The sequence below is a fragment of the Duganella paludis genome (assembly GCF_054461335.1).
Genome location: NZ_CM136922.1, coordinates 5,688,801 through 5,701,876 on the forward strand (window position 1 = coordinate 5,688,801; position 13,076 = coordinate 5,701,876).

Here is a 13,076-nt window from a genome sequence, read left to right on the forward strand (position 1 = left end):
AAAATTATACGCAGGCTTGGCCCCAATCTCAACGCCCGGCGCCGCGTAATTGCGGCTTGGGCGGAAGATAGGGCGGCAATGCGACAGATCGCGCCGTGAACGGCGATCCGCTGCTTAAGCGTTGACCAGTTGCGGTGCGCGGGCGCCGCGTTCGGTGCTGTAGCGGCTGACCGACAGGTCGTCGGCGCGGATCGCCGGGCGGCGGGCCGAGATGATGTCCGACAGCAGTTGCGCCGAGCCGCAGGACATGGTCCAGCCCAGCGTGCCGTGGCCGGTGTTGACGAACAGGTTGCGCAGGCCGGTGCGGCCGACGATCGGCGTGCCGTCCGGCGTCATCGGGCGCAGGCCGGTCCAGAAGCTGGCCTCGGCGGTATTGCCGGCGCCGGGGAACAGGTCGTTGACCACCATTTCCAGCGTCTCGCGGCGACGCGGATTCAAGCGCTTGTCGAAACCGGCGATCTCGGCCATGCCGCCGACGCGGATACGGTCGTCGAAGCGGGTCACGGCGATCTTGTAGGTTTCGTCCAGGATGGTGGAGACCGGTGCCGCGTCGGCGTTGACGATCGGCACGGTGATCGAATAGCCCTTCATCGGGTAGACCGGAATCTTCACCAGGTTCTTCAGCAGCTCGGTCGAGTAGGCGCCCAGGGCCACCACGAAGGATTCGGCGGTCACCAGTTCGTCGCCGCACTTGACGCCGCGAATGCTGTCGCCGTCGCTGACCAGGCCGGTGATGTCCACGTTGTAACGGAATTTCACACCCAGTTCTTCGGCCATGGCGGTCAGGCGGTTGGTGAACAGCTGGCAGTCGCCGGTTTCATCGTTCGGCAGGCGCAGGCCGCCGACCAGCTTGTTGCGGTCCAGGCCGGGTTCGGCGCCGATCAGTTGTTCGCGGCTCAGCAATTCATACGGTACGCCGGTTTCTTCCAGCACGCTGATGTCCTTGGCGGCGGCGTCCATCTGCTCCTGCGTGCGGAACAGCTGGGTGGTGCCTTGCTGGCGGCCTTCGTATTCGATACCGGTGGAAGCGCGCAGCGCCTTGAAGCAGTCGCGGCTGTATTCTGCCAGGCGCACCATGCGTTCCTTGTTGACGGCGTAGCGTTCGGCGTTGCAGTTCTGCAGCATCTGCCACATCCATTGCAGTTGGAACAGCGTGCCGTCGGGCGTGATGGACAGCGGCGCGTGGCGCTGCAGCATCCATTTCATGGCTTTCAGGGGAATGCCGGGCGCGGCCCATGGGGAGGCGTAGCCGGGCGAGATCTGGCCGGCGTTGGCGAAGCTGGTTTCCAGGGCGGGACCGGGCTGGCGGTCGAGTACCGTCACGTCGTGGCCGGCCTTGGCCAGATAGTAGGCGCTGGTGACGCCGATAACACCGCTACCCAAGATCACTACACGCATGCTGTCCCCCTGATTATTTAACTACCAGATATTCAGCTATGGTATTCTCGTTTGAGTAGTGGTTGTCACTATATATCGTTGATAAAACAGTGGATTTTCATGAGAATTCAGAAAGAGTCGGTTCGCGGGCTGGACAAGCTTGACCGAAAGATATTGCAGATCCTGCAGGAGGACGGCCGCATCTCCATGAAAGACCTGGGCGAGCAGGTGGGGCTGTCGACTACGCCGACCATCGAGCGGGTCAAGCGCATGGAGCGGGACGGCGTGATCACCGGCTACCACGCGCGCATCGATCCGCCGTCGCTGGGCGCCAAGCTGCTGGTGTTTGTGGAGATTACGCTGAACCAGAAGTCGGGACCGGCGTTCGAGCAATTCCGGCGCGAGGTGCTGCGCATTCCGGAGGTGCAGGAGTGCCATCTGGTGTCGGGCGACTTCGACTATCTGATCAAGGCGCGCATTCATGAAATGGCGGAATACCGCAAGCTGCTTGGCGATATGCTGCTCAGTCTGCCTGGGGCGGCGCAGTCGAAAAGCTATGTCGTCATGGAGGAAATCAAGGAAACGCTGACCTTGTCGACTGAAGTGGTGAAGGGCTGATCTGCATCAAAGTGTGGCGCTTGCATTCGGCCGATGGCGACGCATACTGTTCCCATGAACTCCACCGAATCCACCAAATACCGCAAGACGCTTGAAGAGGGCGGCGTGCCGCCGGCGCAGGCGCAGGTACATGCCGATGCGCTGGGCGAAGTGCTCGAACACCTTACGGAGCAGCTTGCCACCAAGGAGTGGGTACGGGCCGAGATCAAGTTGCAGCTGAAGGAATTCAAAGTTGAGATGCTGATGTGGATGTTCACGTTTTTCGTCGCTCAGACGACCATTACTATCGGCACCGTCATTGCCATCATTCGCTACCTGCCTCGCTAGGTTCGCTTCAGTTACAATGCCATAATGGCATCACAACCAACTGGAGCAGGAGTGAATAGTCCCTCGCAGCTAGTCGTGCGCTCGCTGGATGAGCATTTGTCTTCCGATCAAAGCTTCAGCTCCGCCTACGCGCGAGCGGTGGGTGCGATCGCCGCTAACCAGGGCAGCCTCACGTTGGCCCAGTTCGCCGCTGTCACCGAGATCGCCGGCGACGGCCAATCCTCCGCCGTCTTCACCGCCCTGGTCCTGAACGCCATCGAATCCGGCGTCGAAGTCGACTGGGCGCTGAACGCACTAAGCCGCAGCTGCACCGGCATCGACCAGGCCGCACGCGAGCAGGCGCTGGGCATGGTCATCCCGCTGCTGGCGCTGCACGGCGCCGACGCCCGCACGCTGGCCCAACGCCTGGCCAAGGCCCTGTCCGTACGCCTGTCGCCGGAACACCTGACGCGCCTGCCTCATACCGAAGAGCGCGGCATCCTGGCCAACCTCGGCGAACAAGCGCGGCGCCTGGTGCGCGGCCGCTCCTTGGCGGACACGGTGGCGGACTTCGGCCGCACCGCCGGCCAGCAGGAACTGGTCGCCCACGCGCGCAACTTCCAGTCCGGCGAAATCGACCAGGTCGCGCTGCGCGAAATCGTGAGCAACACCACCGCCTCGATCACGCACGATATCAGCAGCTACCTCGAACAGGCGCGTGCGCTGTCGGTCGGCGAAGCGGCGGCCACCTCGCTGGTGAACGCCGCCAGCGACTTGAAAAACCAAGTGGCGCAGCGGCTGGTGCTGGTCGAACAGCGCATTGCCCACGAGCGCCGCCTGTTGGTCGAGGAAATCGACGACGCCGTGCACGACGCCGGCAACGCCATCGAACTGGCGATGAGCGACCGCCTCAACACGGACAAATGGAAGGACGACGACGTCTGGGCCAGCATCAGCCGCAACCAGTTTGGGCAGGAAATGGAGCGGCGGCTGGACCGCATCGTGCGGCGCAAGGAGCAGGCCTTGCAACTGCTGCAGGAAGACTTGCGGCTGTTCCAGTCCGGGATGAAGCTGGGGCAGGCCACGGTATTCCAGCGTCAGCATCACGCGGCGCTGGCCAAGCTGATGCCGCGCATGCGCATCGGCACGCGCATCGTCAACAAGCTCGACACAGCGGCCAATGTCACGCTGGTGAGCGGCGCGGCGGTGGCGGCCAGCACCGGCACGGCGGCCTACCTGATCGGCGCGGCGGTGGTGTTGCCGGTGGTGGCGCCGGTCGCGCCGTTTGTCGGCGGCGCGGTGCTGCTGGCGGGCGCGTTCAAATGGTTCACCGACGGCGGCAAGCGCAAGCGCACCGAAATCCGCGACAAGCGCGTCGCATTCGAAGAAGAACTGCGCAAGCAGCTGCAAGCGGCCGAGCAATCCTTCAACGCGCAGCTGGACCAGGTAGCCGAAGGCTTCCGCGACTCGGCGCTGCAGCTGCTCACGCCGATCCTGCTGGAAGCCGAAGCCGCCGGCCGCGTCCCCGGCATGCGGCAAAGGATAGCCGACCGCGTCATCACCCAAGCCCAAGCCGCCATCCGCCAGCTGGATGCCGAGCTGCAGCGCTAGCCCAAATTCGGGGTCAGTTCCGACATTCGGACACGAGCCCAGCCCTAGCTGGCGCTACGGCTGGGCTCGTGTCCGAATGTCGGAACTGACCCCGAATTTTTTAAAGGTTGCGGGCGATGATGGCGTCGGCGGCGGTGGCGGCTTGTTGTAGCGGCTGCGTCAGCGATTGCGTGGTGTAGACCGGCGTTTGCGGCATGGCCGCGCCGAGGACCGGGCCGTCGGTTTTGCTGATGTCCACCGATACCGTGGTCGACAGGCCGATGCGCAGCGGATGTTCTTTCAGCTCTTTCGGATCGAGCGCGATCCGTACCGGCAGGCGTTGCACCACCTTGATCCAGTTGCCGCTGGCGTTCTGCGCCGGCAGCAGCGAGAAGGCGCTGCCGGTGCCGGCCGAGAGACCCACCACGCGGCCGTGGAATTCCACTTTGCTGCCGTACATGTCCGCTTCCACTTTGGCCAGCTGGCCGACGCGGATGTTTTTCAATTCCGATTCCTTGAAGTTGGCGTCGACCCACAGCTGATCCAGCGGCACGATCGCCATCAGCGAGGTGCCCGGCGTGGCGCGCGCGCCGATCTGCACGCTGCGCTTGGCGACGTAGCCCGACACCGGCGCCAATATCGTGTTGCGGCGCGACGCCAGCCATGCCTGCACGTAGTCGGCCTTGGCCGCCTGCACCGCCGGATGCTGCGCCATCGAGACGCCGCTCACGCCGGCCTTGGCAGCTTCTTCCTGCTTGACCGCGACCGCGATGGCCGCGCGCGCGTCCTCCACCGCCTGGCGTGCGTGTTCGACTTCTTCACCCGAGACGGTGTGGTCGGCCGCCAGCGGCTTGCGCCGCGCCAAGTCGTTCTCGGCGTTCTTCAGCTGCAGCTTGCGCAGGGCGATGGTGGCGTCGTACTGCGCTACGTCCGCGTAGCGCTGGCGTTGCTGGCGCACGGCCGCGCCCAGCCGCGCGTCCGCTTGCGCCAGTGCGATGTCGGCGTCGGCCGCGTCGAGCTGGATCAGCGGCGCGCCGGCCTGCACCATCTGCGTTTCGTCGGCGCGGATTTCGGTGACGTTGCCGGTGACCTGCGACGACAGGTTGACCAGGTTGCCGCCCACGTAGGCGTTGTCGGTTTCCTGGATCTTGGACAGCACGGTCTTGTAGTAGACCGCGTACGCTACGCCGGCGGCGATAAAGGCCAGCGTGATCGCCGCCAGGATGAGCTTGCGCTTTTTCTCGTTGGGGTTGGTGGTGTCGGTGCTCATGATGTGGTCCGTTGATTTATTTGGTGACGGTCGCCAGTGGCGCTTCTTCGTGATAGCCGCCGCCCAGCGCGTTGGTCAACGCGACTTCGGCCAGCAGTTGTACTTGTTGCAGATACAGGTCGGCGTCCTGCTGCTTGAGCAGGGCCAGGCGCGCGGTCAGCACGCTGTGGTTGTTGGCCAGGCCGCGATCGAGCCGCGCCTGCGCCGACGCCAGCTGCGCGCGCGCCGAGGCGGTGGCCGCCGTTTGCTGCGCGATCTGCTGTTCGATGCCTTGCAGTTGCGCGCCGCCTTGCGCCACGTCGCGCACGGCGTCGACGATGGTGCGGTTGTATTCGGCGATGCGTTCGTTGCGGTTGGTGCGGGCGCCGTCCAGCTGCGCATCCAGGCGTTTGCTGTCGAACAGCGGCAGCGAGATGGTGGGGCCGAGGTAGACGGTGCGGCTGGCCGCTTGCAGCAGGTTTTCGATCTTGACCGTGTCCAGGCCGATGGAGCCGGTCAGGTTCACGTCGGGATAGAAGGCGGCTTTGGCGGCGTCGATCTTGCTGAGCGAGGCTTCCAGCTTCCAGCGCGCGGCCTGCAGGTCCGGCCGGCGCGCCAGCAGGTCCATGCCGAGATGCGCGGGCAGGGCGTGCGGCGCCGCCGACAGCGCCGCCGGCTTCAGGTCCGCCAGCGCGGTGTTGTCGGCGCCGGCCAGCGCGCGAAGGGCTTCGCGTTCGTGTTCGATGTCGGTCTTGAGCGCGGCCTGCTGTTTGCGGAACAGGCTCAGGTCCGCTTCGGCGGCGCGCTGTTCGTCCGCATTCGCCAGGCCGGCGGCGATGCGTTTCGCCTTGTCCTGCACCAGCGCTGTTTGCGTGGTCGCCAGCTGCTCTGTGTTGGCCAGCCGCGCCCACGCGCCTTGCAGGCGGAAGTAGCTTTGCGCTATGGAGGCGGCCAGCGCTTGTTCGGCTTCCGCGTAGTCGGCGCGGCCGGCGTTCAGTTCGCCGACGGCGGCCGCCACCTGTGCGCGGTTCTTGCCCCACCAGTCGAAGTTGTAGCGCAGGTCCAGGCGCAGCGTCTCTTCGGTGAAGTAGGTGCCGCCGATGGGCGCCGGGAACAGGCCGGTGCCCGAGTAGCGCTGGCGGTTGGCGTTGCCGTAGGCGCTGATGTCGACGCCCAGGTCGGCCACGGTGCGCGACAGCGAGGAGCGCGCGCTGCCGATGTGCGCGGCCGCCACTTCCAGCGTCGGGCTGCCGGCCAGCGCCTGCTTGATGATGGCGTTCAGTTGCTCGTCATGGTAGGCCAGCCACCACTGGGCTTGCGGCCAGCCTTCGTTGGCCAGCTTGATGCCGGACGAGAGTTCGGCACTGGCGATGTCGCGCTTGGCCAGCGCGTGGCTGTCCGGCGCGATGTTGGCGCAGCCGGCCAGCGCCAAGGCGATGGCGAGCGAGAGCAGGGCGGGGCGTAACGGTGTGGTGGTGGTCATTGTTCGTCCTTCTTATTCCATGGCCGCGTGATCGACCGCGACCGGGGCATTCCTGGCGGCCGGCTTAATCAACAGCAGCAGCGGTATCACGCACAGGGTCAAAATAAACATCAGCCAGAAATCGTCGACGTAGGCGATCATCGATGCCTGGCGCGTGATCTCGGTGTTCAGGGCCGCCGCCGCTTCCGGCGTGGCGACGTTCTCCAGCAGCGACGGGTTGGTGGTGGTGATGTGCTCCGCCAGCGAGGCATGCGCGGTCTGCGTGTTGCGCACCAACAGCGTTTGCACCAGCGCGATGCCGATCGAGCTGCCGATATTGCGGATCAGGCTGTAGATCGCCGTGCCTTCGGCGCGCATCTCCGGCGACAGCGTGGCGAAGGTGGCGGCGCTTAGCGGCACGAATACCAGGCCCAGGCCGAGGCCCTGGATCACTCCCGGCCAGACAATGTCGCTCTGCGACAGCACCAGGGTGTATTGCGTCATCTGCCACAGCGAGAAGGCGGTGATCAGGAAGCCCAGGCCGAGCAGCAGCCGCAGGTCGAACTTGCCGACCAGGCGGCCGACGATCATCATCGCGATCATGGTGCCGATGCCGCTCGGCGCCGTGACCAGGCCGGCGATCTTGGCCGGATAGCCCATCAGCGTTTGCAGCATGGACGGCGTCAACGCGCGGGTGGCGAACAGCACCAGGCCGACGATGAAGATGAACAACAGACCGCTGACGTAGTTGGCATTGCGCAGCAGTCGGTAATCGAAAAAGGATTTGCCGGCGGGCCTGGTGGCCGTGTGGGCGACAAAATAGGCGAAGCTCAGCGCCAGGATGATGGCTTCCACCCAGGTTTCGGTCGAAGCGAACCAGTCGTTCTGCTCGCCACGGTCGAGCAGCATCTGCAGCGCGCCGATGGCCAGGCTCAGGGTGGCGAAGCCGAAGGCGTCGAACTTCATCTTGCGCGGCGCATCGGTCTTCTTGATGTAGCGCCAGATGCCGTAGAACGCCATCGCGCCCACCGGAATATTGATGAAGAACACCCAGCGCCAGTCGTAGCTGTCGGTCAGCCAGCCGCCCAGCGTGGGGCCGAGGATGGGGCCGATCATCACGCCCATGCCCCAGACCGCCATGGCCGAGCCGTGTTTTTCGCGCGGGTTGATGTCGAGCAGCGTGGCCTGCGACAGCGGCACCAGCGCCGCGCCGAACACGCCCTGCAGCATGCGGGCGATGACGATTTCCGTCAGCGATCCGGACAAACCGCACAGCACCGAGGCCACCGTGAAACCGGCCACCGAAGCGAGGAAGATGTTCTTCAGGCCGAAGCGGTCGCACAGCCAGCCGGTGAGCGGGGTGGCGATGGCGGCGGCCACGATGAAGGAGGTCAGCACCCAGGTGATCTGGTCCTGCGAGGCCGACAGGCTGCCCTGCATGTGCGGCAGGGCGACGTTGGCGATGGTGCCGTCGAGCGCCTGGATGATGGTCGCCAGCATGATCGAGATGGTGATCATGCGGCGGTTCAGGCCGTCTTCTGCGCCTGCGGCAGTGCTCATGGCAGCGACTCGATATTGGCCTGGATCGCTTCCAGGAAGGCGGTGACGGTGCGCAGCGTGTCGGGATCGACCGTGCCCAGCAGCTCGCGGCGCAGCGCTTCGGCTTCGGCGCGCACCGATTCGTAGATTTCCTGCCCGGCCGGCGTGAGGCTGAGCAGTTTGACGCGGCGGTCGGTGGCCGACGGCGTGCGCACCATGTAGCCGGCTTTGACCAGGCGGTCGACGGTGGCCACCATGGTTGGATCTTCCACTCCGGCGCGCGCCGCCAGCCGCGTTTGCGACGGCGGTTCCGCTTCCTTGGCGGTGAGGGCGATCGCCATCCAGCTGGCCTGGCTCAGGTTCAAATGCTTGAGGCGGCGGTCGATGGCGAGGCGCCAGACACGGGCACTGCCGTGCAGGGCGGCGGAGAAGCGCTCTTCTATCGAGGACATATTGTTCTGGAGCTAATAGTTAGGTATCGAACGATTAGTTTAGCACAGGTAACGTATGTTCGCTAGCGTACGGAAAGTTTCCGCCGACGGTATATGATGAGATCTGAGCATCTTCGCTCAGATCAAGAACAGAGACATATCATGAAAGCCAAGTTACTCGCCGCCAGCCTGCTGGCCTTGTCTGCCTCCGCCTTTGCAACCGACGTGGGTGTTTCCATCAACATCGGCCAGCCAGGTTTTTACGGCCGCATCGATATCGGTGATTATCCGCAACCGCAAGTGCTGTACCGACAACCGGTGATCGTGCAGCGTCCTGTGCATTACGTGGAACAAGCGCCGATTTATCTGCGCGTGCCCCCAGGCCATGCCAAGAACTGGTCCAAGCACTGCGGCAAGTACAACGCCTGCGGCCAGCGCGTGTATTTCGTGCAGGACAATTGGTACAACAACCAGTACGTGCCGCGCTACCGCGAGCGTCATGCCGGCCCGGATCGCCGCGATGATCGCCGCGACTACCGCGACGACCATCGTGATGACCATCGTGACGACCGCCGCGACGACCACGGTCACGGCAAAGGCCATGACAAGGACAAAGACCACGGCAACGGCAAGGGCCACGGACGCGATTAAACTTGCGGCTGAACACGCCGCCACAAGGAGAGACTTTTGCAGAGTAAATTCGTGATAGTAGGTGGCGGGGCAGGCGGGCTGGAGCTCGCCTGCAAACTGGGACGCAAGCTGGGACCGGAGCAGGTGATGCTGGTCGACAGCCGGCTGTACCATATCTGGAAGCCGTCGCTGCATGAAGTGGCGGCCGGCACCCTGGACGTGCATCAGGAAGGCTTGTCCTACCAGATGCTGGCGCACGACAATGGCTTTACTTTTGTCTACGGACCGTTGCTGGCGCTCGATGCGCCGCAGCGCCTGCTGACGGTGGGCGCCATCCTCAGCGGCCAGGAAGAAATCCTGCCCGAGCGGCAGGTTCGCTTCGATTCGCTGGTGCTGGCGGTCGGCAGCACCTCCAATTATTTCGGCGTGCCCGGCGCGGCCGAGCACACCATTTCCCTGAACGCGACGGAAGACGCGGAACGTTTCCGCCTGACCCTGCTCAAGCGCCTGACCCTGACCGCGCTGGAAAAGGCGGCCGGGGTGGATGTCGTCATCATCGGCGGCGGCGCCACCGGCGTCGAGCTGGCGGCCGAGCTGCGCGAAGCGAGCGGCGTGTATGCGGCCTATGGCTTCCGCCAGTTGCAGGCCGAGCGCGACGTGCGCATCACCTTGCTCGAAGGCGCGCCGCGCATCCTGGCGCCTTTGCCTGAAAAAGTCTCGGCCGCCGCGCTGGAATTGCTGCGCCAGCGTGCCGTTACCGTGGTCACCGACACTCGCGTCACCGCCATCGACGCCACCAGCGTGCGCGCCGGCGACGCCGTGTATCCGGCGCAGATCGTGGTGTGGGCGGCCGGCATCAAGGCGCCCGATTTCCTCAAGACGCTGGGACTGCCGACCATCAAGTCCGGCCAGGTTGACGTGGATGGCAGGCTGGCGGTCAAAGGCTTTGATTATATTTACGCGCTCGGCGATTGCGCCGCATGTGCCGGCCCGGACGGCAAGCTGGTGCCGCCGCGCGCGCAGGCCGCGCACCAGCAGGCCGATTATCTGCTGGACACCTTCCTGCGCCAGCACAAGGGCAAGCCGCCGCCAACCAAGCCCTACCAATACCGCGACTACGGTTCGCTGGTGTCGTTCGGCCAGACCAATTCGGTCGGCAGCCTGATGGGCTCCTTGAAGGGCTTAAGCTGGTTTGTCGATGGCTTTGTGGCGCGCCTGATGTACACCAGCCTGCACCTGATGCATCACCAGGCCGTGCTGGGCACGGTGCGCACGGGCGTGCTGGCGCTGGCGCGCTTCCTCATCAAGCGCACCACGCCGCTGGTCAAGCTGCACTAGGGCTGGGCTTGGGCTTGGGCAGGATCATGCTGAGCGTGACGCCGCGTTCAGGTCCGGAAGAAACCGTCAGCGTGCCGCCCAGGTAGGCGGCGCGCTCGCGCACCGTGCGCAGGCCGAACTTGCCGCCCGCGTGTTCGGGCGCGGCCGGCACCGGGCCGCTGAGGCCGACGCCGTTGTCCTTCACCGTCAGCATCACTTCATCTTCGTTGTCGTCGACGATCACATCGACTTCGGTGGCTTGCGCATGGCTGGCGATATTGCGCAGCGCTTCTTCCAGCATGTGCACCAGCACGATGCCGTGGCTGCGCGGGCAGTCCAGCTCGTCTTCAGGCAGGCTGCTGCGCGCCGTGATGTTGTGCTGGGCGCCGAAATCCGTCACCAGTTCTTCCAGCGCCACCCGCACGCCGAGGAATTCGAGCTTGTCGTTCCACAGCTTGATCTGCATCTGGCGGTTGGTTTCGACGATCTGGCCCAGCAGCTTTTTCATGTGGCCGGCACGGTCTTGCAGCGCCTGGTCGGACGGCAGCTTCTGCATCAGCAGGCCGAGGTGCATGGTGAGCGCGGTCAGCGAGGAGCCCAGGCTGTCGTGCAGCTGGCGCGACAGCGAACGCCGTTCATTGTCCCAGCAGGTGTGGACATGGCCCAAAAGCTCGCTCAGGTCCGCGCTGCGCAGGGCGTCTTGCTGGGTAGGTTGTGGTTCTTGCGGTGCCGGTACGGACATGGTTTTCTCGGTTAAGTCGAACGAACGGAGGCTTGCACCGATGATACCCGAGCTTTGCTGGCGGGGGCGCACGACTATTGTTTGACGGGAACAGGAAGCTGCGCGCAGGTATCGATCACCTCCATCAGCTGGTCGATATCGACCGGCTTGACCAGATGGCGGTCGAAGCCGGCGTCCATCACGCGCCGCAGGTCTTCGGCCTGGCCGTAGCCGGTGAGGGCGACCAGCTTGATGGCGCGCGTGGCCGGATCCGCGCGCAGGCGGCGCGCCACTTCGTAGCCGTCGATGCCGGGCAGGCCGATGTCCACCAGCGCCAGGTGCGGCCCATAGCTGTGTGCAGCGGCCAGGCCCAGCAAGCCGTCGGCGGCCGCTTCCACGCTGTAGCCGTAGCCGCACAACATCATGGTCATCATTTCGCGGCCGTCGTCGTTGTCTTCGATCAGCAGCACGCGCGGCTTGCCGTGTTCGCCTGCGACTGGTGTCGGTGCCGGTGCCGTGATGGGGAGGTGTTCGATGCGCGGCATGCGCAGCGTGAAGGTGCTGCCACGGTTGGGGCCCTTGCTGTCGGCCTCGATGCTGCCGCCGTGCAGCTCGGCCAGGCGGCGCACCAGCGACAGGCCGATGCCGAGCCCGCCCTGCGAGCGGTCCAGCGTGCTGCTGCCTTGCACGAACACGTCGAACACATGCGGCAGCAGCTCGGCCGAAATGCCGACTCCGGTGTCGCGCACGCTCAGCACCACGTCTTCGTTTTCGGTCCAGGTGCGCACTTCAATGCGGCCGCCGGGCTGGGTGTATTTCAGGGCGTTGTCGATCAGGTTGCTGGTGATCTGCTCAAGGCGGGTGGAGTCGCCGGCGATCCAGCCCGGATCGAGATCCTGCTCCAGCTCGTAGTCGGTGCTGCGGCCGGTGGCGCGGTAGGTTTCCAGGGTCTGCGCCACCAGCGTGGCCAGGTCGATCGGCACGCGGTTGAGCAGGATTTTGCCCGACATGGCGCGCGACAGGTCCAGCAGGTCGTCGACGATGCGGCCCAGGTGCTGGCTCTGGCGCTGGATGATCTTCTTGGCGCGCTGCACGCCGTCGGCCGACACGCCGGGCAGGCCGATCAAGGACGCCGCGCTGCTGATGGCGCTGAGCGGATTGCGCAGTTCGTGCCCGAGCATGGCCAGGAATTCGTCCTTGGCGTGGTTCTGCCGTTCGACGGTCTGGCGTTCTTCGATCTCGCGCGTCAGGCGCAAATTGGTGGCGGTCAGTTCGGTGGTGCGCTGGCTCAGCTGGCGCGCCTGCTTTTTCAGTTCCTCGTTCTTCATGGCCAGCGCCACGAACACCGAGATCTTGGCGTACAGGATCTGCGGAATCACCGGCGTGAACAGGAAGTCCACCGCGCCGTGCTGGTAAGCCTTGAGGCGGTCCAGTTCGTCGGCGAGGAAGGCGGTGATGAAGATGATGGGGATGTCGGCCGAGCGCGCGCGGGCGTGGATGGCGGCGGCGGTTTCAAAGCCGTCCATGCCGGGCATGTTCACGTCCAGCAGGATCACGGCGAAGTCGTGCATGAGCACCTGGCGCAGGGCGTCCTGCCCGGAGCGGGCGGCAAGTACCTCATAGCCTTCCTGCTCGGCCCATTGGGCGAGCAGACTGGTCAGCGCGAACAGGCTGTTCGCGTCGTCGTTTACGACCAGAATCTTTGGTTTTTCTATTTTAGGCACGGGAGGCTCTACCACGAGGGATCGGGCGATCATAGCAACTGCCTATATGAATGTCAAAACAGCACATGCTACTGAACACAACAGTAAATCCGGCCTGGGGGCAGTGTTCGCT

The 13,076-nt window shown here is 64.8% G+C and carries 12 protein-coding genes; 5 read left to right on the forward strand and 7 right to left on the reverse strand.

The features are described 5' to 3' along the window. Positions 1 to 114 precede the first annotated feature (114 nt). A complete protein-coding gene (locus tag ACXZ1M_RS25165) occupies positions 115 to 1,398 on the reverse strand; it encodes a D-amino acid dehydrogenase (RefSeq protein ID WP_459050329.1) in 1,284 nt (427 codons plus the stop codon). A gap of 99 nt (positions 1,399 to 1,497) precedes the next feature. On the opposite strand from ACXZ1M_RS25165, the gene ACXZ1M_RS25170 reads away from it, so the two are divergent. Genes ACXZ1M_RS25170 through ACXZ1M_RS25180 form a run of 3 tightly spaced genes read left to right on the forward strand, consistent with a single transcriptional unit; the run spans position 1,498 to position 3,912 of the window. Then, positions 1,498 to 1,995: an Lrp/AsnC ligand binding domain-containing protein gene (locus ACXZ1M_RS25170; protein ID WP_459050330.1), complete on the forward strand. Its 498-nt coding sequence runs from the start codon at positions 1,498 to 1,500 to the stop codon at positions 1,993 to 1,995. A gap of 54 nt (positions 1,996 to 2,049) precedes the next feature. Next, positions 2,050 to 2,322, forward strand: coding sequence for a hypothetical protein (locus ACXZ1M_RS25175; RefSeq protein ID WP_459050331.1), 273 nt, complete (start codon positions 2,050 to 2,052; stop codon positions 2,320 to 2,322). Between the two features lie 51 nt (positions 2,323 to 2,373). Then, positions 2,374 to 3,912, forward strand: a complete 1,539-nt coding sequence (locus ACXZ1M_RS25180) for a hypothetical protein (protein WP_459050332.1) — start codon at positions 2,374 to 2,376, stop codon at positions 3,910 to 3,912. A 100-nt stretch (positions 3,913 to 4,012) separates the two neighbouring features. Here the strand turns inward: ACXZ1M_RS25180 and ACXZ1M_RS25185 are convergent, their stop codons facing one another. Genes ACXZ1M_RS25185 through ACXZ1M_RS25200 form a run of 4 tightly spaced genes read right to left on the reverse strand, consistent with a single transcriptional unit; the run spans position 4,013 to position 8,593 of the window. Then, positions 4,013 to 5,161 (reverse strand): HlyD family secretion protein, encoded by a 1,149-nt coding sequence (locus tag ACXZ1M_RS25185; protein ID WP_459050333.1) that lies wholly within the window; start codon positions 5,159 to 5,161, stop codon positions 4,013 to 4,015. A gap of 16 nt (positions 5,162 to 5,177) precedes the next feature. Next, on the reverse strand, positions 5,178 to 6,623 hold the full coding sequence (locus tag ACXZ1M_RS25190; RefSeq protein ID WP_459050334.1) for an efflux transporter outer membrane subunit: 1,446 nt from the start codon (positions 6,621 to 6,623) through the stop codon (positions 5,178 to 5,180). A 12-nt stretch (positions 6,624 to 6,635) separates the two neighbouring features. Continuing rightward, positions 6,636 to 8,162, reverse strand: a complete 1,527-nt coding sequence (locus tag ACXZ1M_RS25195) for an MDR family MFS transporter (protein ID WP_459050335.1) — start codon at positions 8,160 to 8,162, stop codon at positions 6,636 to 6,638. Further along, positions 8,159 to 8,593: a MarR family winged helix-turn-helix transcriptional regulator gene (locus tag ACXZ1M_RS25200; protein WP_459050336.1), complete on the reverse strand. Its 435-nt coding sequence runs from the start codon at positions 8,591 to 8,593 to the stop codon at positions 8,159 to 8,161. The genes ACXZ1M_RS25195 and ACXZ1M_RS25200 overlap by 4 nt, the downstream gene beginning before the upstream one ends. A gap of 141 nt (positions 8,594 to 8,734) precedes the next feature. On the opposite strand from ACXZ1M_RS25200, the gene ACXZ1M_RS25205 reads away from it, so the two are divergent. Then, positions 8,735 to 9,223: a hypothetical protein gene (locus ACXZ1M_RS25205; protein WP_459050337.1), complete on the forward strand. Its 489-nt coding sequence runs from the start codon at positions 8,735 to 8,737 to the stop codon at positions 9,221 to 9,223. Between the two features lie 36 nt (positions 9,224 to 9,259). Beyond that, entirely contained in the window at positions 9,260 to 10,540 is a 1,281-nt protein-coding gene (locus ACXZ1M_RS25210) for an NAD(P)/FAD-dependent oxidoreductase (protein WP_459050338.1), read from the forward strand. Here ACXZ1M_RS25210 and ACXZ1M_RS25215 read toward each other — a convergent pair. Both ACXZ1M_RS25215 and ACXZ1M_RS25220 read right to left on the reverse strand, forming a co-directional pair. Further along, positions 10,527 to 11,261, reverse strand: coding sequence for a sensor histidine kinase (locus tag ACXZ1M_RS25215; protein ID WP_459050339.1), 735 nt, complete (start codon positions 11,259 to 11,261; stop codon positions 10,527 to 10,529). The genes ACXZ1M_RS25210 and ACXZ1M_RS25215 overlap by 14 nt on opposite strands. A 74-nt stretch (positions 11,262 to 11,335) precedes the next feature. Further along, positions 11,336 to 12,964: a response regulator gene (locus ACXZ1M_RS25220; RefSeq protein ID WP_459050340.1), complete on the reverse strand. Its 1,629-nt coding sequence runs from the start codon at positions 12,962 to 12,964 to the stop codon at positions 11,336 to 11,338. Between the last annotated feature and the right edge of the window lie 112 nt (positions 12,965 to 13,076).

What these genes read in the sequence shown, in the direction of transcription:
- ACXZ1M_RS25175 (WP_459050331.1), top strand. Translation starts at nt 2,050, where the DNA reads ATGAACTCCACCGAATCCACCAAATACCGCAAGACGCTTGAAGAGGGC.
- ACXZ1M_RS25205 (WP_459050337.1), top strand. Translation starts at nt 8,735, where the DNA reads ATGAAAGCCAAGTTACTCGCCGCCAGCCTGCTGGCCTTGTCTGCCTCC.
- ACXZ1M_RS25190 (WP_459050334.1), bottom strand. Translation starts at nt 6,623, where the DNA reads ATGACCACCACCACACCGTTACGCCCCGCCCTGCTCTCGCTCGCCATC.
- ACXZ1M_RS25195 (WP_459050335.1), bottom strand. Translation starts at nt 8,162, where the DNA reads ATGAGCACTGCCGCAGGCGCAGAAGACGGCCTGAACCGCCGCATGATC.
- ACXZ1M_RS25165 (WP_459050329.1), bottom strand. Translation starts at nt 1,398, where the DNA reads ATGCGTGTAGTGATCTTGGGTAGCGGTGTTATCGGCGTCACCAGCGCC.
- ACXZ1M_RS25185 (WP_459050333.1), bottom strand. Translation starts at nt 5,161, where the DNA reads ATGAGCACCGACACCACCAACCCCAACGAGAAAAAGCGCAAGCTCATC.
- ACXZ1M_RS25170 (WP_459050330.1), top strand. Translation starts at nt 1,498, where the DNA reads ATGAGAATTCAGAAAGAGTCGGTTCGCGGGCTGGACAAGCTTGACCGA.
- ACXZ1M_RS25200 (WP_459050336.1), bottom strand. Translation starts at nt 8,593, where the DNA reads ATGTCCTCGATAGAAGAGCGCTTCTCCGCCGCCCTGCACGGCAGTGCC.
- ACXZ1M_RS25215 (WP_459050339.1), bottom strand. Translation starts at nt 11,261, where the DNA reads ATGTCCGTACCGGCACCGCAAGAACCACAACCTACCCAGCAAGACGCC.